The organism is Streptomyces sp. NPDC086077, from assembly GCF_040686175.1.
Classification (GTDB): Bacteria; Actinomycetota; Actinomycetes; order Streptomycetales; family Streptomycetaceae; genus Streptomyces.
Genome location: NZ_JBFBJT010000276.1, coordinates 1 through 4,348 on the forward strand (window position 1 = coordinate 1; position 4,348 = coordinate 4,348).

Annotated in this window: 4 protein-coding genes; 2 read left to right on the top strand and 2 right to left on the bottom strand. The window is 69.8% G+C overall.

The genetic code is table 11. The features are described 5' to 3' along the window. Both AB0O67_RS36705 and sucC read right to left on the bottom strand, forming a co-directional pair. Positions 1-513: CoA-binding protein (locus AB0O67_RS36705; RefSeq protein WP_365460255.1), on the bottom strand; the 513-nt coding region annotated here is incomplete at its 3' end. An 11-nt stretch (positions 514-524) separates the two neighbouring features. Then, positions 525-1,655, bottom strand: a complete 1,131-nt coding sequence (gene sucC / locus AB0O67_RS36710; RefSeq protein ID WP_365460258.1) for an ADP-forming succinate--CoA ligase subunit beta — start codon at positions 1,653-1,655, stop codon at positions 525-527. A 178-nt stretch (positions 1,656-1,833) separates the two neighbouring features. On the opposite strand from sucC, the gene AB0O67_RS36715 reads away from it, so the two are divergent. Further along, complete coding sequence (locus tag AB0O67_RS36715) at positions 1,834-3,516, top strand: thiamine pyrophosphate-binding protein (protein ID WP_365460261.1); 1,683 nt, start codon at positions 1,834-1,836, stop codon at positions 3,514-3,516. 9 nt (positions 3,517-3,525) lie between these two features. Continuing rightward, on the top strand, positions 3,526-4,348 hold an 823-nt coding region (gene frc, locus AB0O67_RS36720; RefSeq protein WP_365460264.1), incomplete at its 3' end, for a formyl-CoA transferase.

Consider the following 4,348-nt stretch of genomic DNA (forward strand, 5'->3'; position numbering starts at 1 on the left):
CGTGCCGGACTTCGACACCAGGCCGATCGGGCCGGGCTTGGTGATGTCGGCCGGGATGATGCCGGCGTTGGACTGGCCGGGGGTGATCAGGCCGGGGCAGTTGGGGCCGACGATCCGGGTGCCCTTCCGCTCGGCGTAGGCGGTGAAGGCGACCGAGTCGTGTACCGGGATGCCCTCGGTGATCACGACCGCGAGGCCGATGCCGGCGTCGGCGGCCTCGACGACCGCGGCCTTGGCGAAGGCGGGCGGTACGAAGACGACCGTGACGTCCGCCCCGGTCGCCGCCATGCCCTCGCGCACCGAGCCGAAGACGGGCACGGCGATGGGGGCACCGCCCAGGCCGTCCAGGCACTGGGGGACGTCGAAGTCGACGCTCCGGCCCGCCTTGCGCGGGTTGACGCCGCCGACGATGTCGGTGCCGGCGGCGAGCATGCGCCGGGTGTGCTTCATGCCCTCGCCGCCGGTCATGCCCTGGACGAGGACCTTGCTCTCCTTGGTGAGGTGAATGGCCATGTCTCGTCTCCTCAGGTGGCGTTGGCGAGCTGGGCCGCCGCGCGGGCGGCGCCGTCCATGGTGGTGGCCTGCTGGACCAGCGGGTGCGCGCGTTCGTCGAGGATCGCCCGGCCGCGTGCGGCGTTGTTGCCGTCGAGCCGGACGACCAGCGGTTTGGTCAGCCGGACGGTGTCCAGTGCCTGCACGATGCCGTCGGCGACCGCGTCGCACGCGGTGATGCCGCCGAAGACGTTGACGAAGACCGACTTCACGGCGGGGTCGGAGAGGATCACGGACAGGCCGTCGGCCATGATCTGCGCGGAGGCTCCGCCGCCGATGTCGAGGAAGTTGGCGGGGCGGGCGCCGCAGCCGGCGACGACGTCGAGCGTCGACATGACGAGGCCGGCGCCGTTGCCGATGATGCCGACCTCGCCGTCCAGTTTGACGTAGTTCAGGCCCCGCTCGGCGGCCACCGCCTCCAGCGGGTCGTCGTGCTCCGCGCCCTCGGCGCCCCAGCGGGCCTGGCGGAAGCGGGCGTTGTCGTCCAGCGTGACCTTGCCGTCGAGGGCGAGGAGCTGCCCCTGGGCGGTGCGGACCAGCGGGTTCACCTCGACCAGCAGGGCGTCCTCGCGGACCAGCACCTCCCACAGCCGTACGAGCACGTCGACGCTCTGCGGCGGCAGTCCGGCCGCCTCGGCGATCCGGCCCGCCTTGGCGGAGGTGACGCCCTCGGCCGGGTCGACGGGGATGCGCGCCACGGCCTCGGGCCTGGTCGCGGCGACCTCCTCGATGTCCATGCCGCCCTCCGCGGACGCGATCGCGAGGAAGCGGCCCGCGGCGCGGTCGAGGACGTAGGAGACGTAGAACTCGGTCTCTATGTCGACGGGCTGGGCCAGCATGACCTTGCCCACCGTGTGGCCCTTGATGTCCATACCGAGAATCTGACGTGCCGTCAACTCGGCGGCGGCCGGGTCGGCGGCGAGCTTCACGCCGCCCGCCTTGCCGCGTCCGCCCGTCTTGACCTGTGCCTTGACGACGACACGGCCGCCGAGCCGGCGGGCGATCTCACGCGCTTCCTTGGGCGAGTCGGTGACTTCGGCCCTCGGCACCAAGATGCCGTGTTCCTCGAAGAGTTCCCTTGCCTGGTGTTCGTACAGGTCCATCTCGGCTCCTGACTACTGAGTCTTGCGTGGGCGAACCCCGAGACCCTCGAAAACTGCCGCACGCCCCCTGGACACCACCCACCGGATGCGGGATAACAAGCTTCATACAGTATTCGTCGACTGTATGCAATGTACCGCGAGAGCGTTCCAACCCCCTAGGAAGGGACAGGACTTCGCCATGCCCGACGACACCCAGGACGTCATTTCCGGCGGTCATCTCGTCGCCAAGGCCTTGAAGGCCGAAGGGGTAGAACGCATCTACACCCTGTGCGGCGGCCACATCATCGACATCTACGACGGCTGCGTCGACGAGGGCATCGAAGTCGTCGACGTCCGCCACGAACAGGTCGCCGCGCACGCCGCCGACGGTTACGCGCGGATCACCGGCAAGCCCGGCTGCGCGGTCGTCACCGCGGGCCCGGGCACGACCGACGCCGTCACCGGCGTCGCCAACGCCTTCCGCGCCGAGTCACCGATGCTGCTCATCGGCGGCCAAGGTGCCCTCACGCAGCACAAGATGGGGTCCCTCCAGGACCTGCCGCACGTCGACATGATGACGCCGATCACCAAGTTCGCGGCGGCCGTGCCGGACACGGCGCGCGCGGCGGACATGGTGTCCATGGCGTTCCGCGAGTGTTACCACGGCGCGCCCGGCCCCTCCTTCCTGGAGATCCCGCGCGACGTGCTCGACGCCAAGGTGCCGGCGGACAAGGCCCGCGTGCCGAAGGCCGGTGCCTACCGCGCCTCGACCCGCTCGGCCGGCGACCCCGAGGCCATCGAGAAGCTCGCCGACCTGCTCGTGCACGCCGAGAAGCCCGCGATCCTGCTGGGCAGCCAGGTGTGGACGACCCGCGGCACCGAGTCGGCCATCGAGCTGGTCCGCGCGCTGAACGTGCCGGCGTACATGAACGGCGCCGGCCGCGGCACTCTTCCGCCCGGCGACCCGCACCACTTCCAGCTCTCCCGCCGGTACGCCTTCTCCAACGCCGACGTCATCGTCATCGTCGGCACGCCCTTCGACTTCCGCATGGGCTACGGCAAGCGGCTGTCGGCGAACGCCACCGTCGTGCAGATCGACCTCGACTACCGGACCGTCGGCAAGAACCGCGACATCGACCTCGGCATCGTCGGCGACGCGGGCCTGGTGCTGAAGTCGGTGACCGAGGCGGCCTCGGGGCGCGTCAACGGAGGCGCGTCGAAGCGCAAGGAGTGGCTCGACGAGCTGCGCGCCGCAGAGCAGACCGCGCTGGAGAAGCGGCTGCCGCAGCTGCGCTCGGACGCCTCGCCCATCCACCCCTACCGGCTGGTCAGCGAGATCAACGACTTCCTCACCGAGGACTCGATCTACATCGGCGACGGTGGCGACATCGTCACCTTCTCCGGTCAGGTCGTGCAGCCCAAGTCACCGGGCCACTGGATGGACCCGGGCCCGCTGGGCACGCTCGGCGTCGGGGTGCCGTTCGTGCTCGCGGCCAAGCAGGCGCGGCCCGACAAGGAGGTCGTCGCGCTCTTCGGCGACGGTGCCTTCTCGCTCACCGGCTGGGACTTCGAGACGCTCGTCCGCTACGACCTCCCCTTCGTCGGCATCGTCGGCAACAACTCCTCCATGAACCAGATCCGCTACGGCCAGGCCGCCAAGTACGGCAAGGAGCGCGAGCGGGTCGGCAACACCCTCGGCGACGTCCACTACGACAAGTTCGCCCAGATGCTGGGCGGTTACGGCGAGGAGGTCCGGGACCCCGCCGACATCGGTCCGGCGCTGCGGCGCGCTCGCGAGTCGGGCAAGCCGTCGCTGATCAACGTCTGGGTCGACCCGGACGCGTACGCCCCCGGAACCATGAACCAGACCATGTACAAGTGAGGTGATCCGGTGACCGCCAAGGCTCTCGAAGGCATCCGCGTCCTGGACATGACGCATGTCCAGTCCGGGCCCTCCGCGACGCAGCTGCTCGCCTGGCTCGGCGCGGACGTCGTCAAACTGGAGGCGCCGACCGGGGACATCACGCGCAAGCAGCTGCGTGATCTCCCGGACGTCGACTCCCTCTACTTCACGATGCTCAACTGCAACAAGCGGAGCATCACCCTCAACACCAAGACCGAACGCGGCAAGGAGCTCCTCACCGAGCTGATCCGGCGCTCCGACGTCATGGTCGAGAACTTCGGACCGGGCGCCGTCGACCGCATGGGCTTCACCTGGGACCGCATCCAGGAGATCAATCCACGGATCGTCTACGCCTCCATCAAGGGGTTCGGCGAAGGCCCGTACACCAACTTCAAGGCGTACGAGGTCGTCGCGCAGGCCATGGGCGGATCGATGTCGACCACCGGCTTCGAGGACGGGCCGCCGCTGGCGACGGGGGCCCAGATCGGGGACTCGGGGACAGGTGTGCACGCCGTGGCGGGCATCCTCGCGGCCCTGTACCAGCGGGAGCACACCGGGCGCGGGCAGCGGGTCAACGTGGCCATGCAGCACGCCGTACTCAACCTGTGCCGGGTGAAGCTGCGGGACCAGCAGCGCCTGGCACACGGGCCGCTCGCCGAATATCCGAACGAGGACTTCGGCACGGAGGTTCCCCGCTCGGGCAACGCCTCGGGCGGAGGCCAGCCCGGTTGGGCGGTCAAGTGCGCGCCGGGCGGCCCGAACGACTACGTGTACGTCATCGTGCAGCCCGTCGGCTGGCAGCCGATCAGCG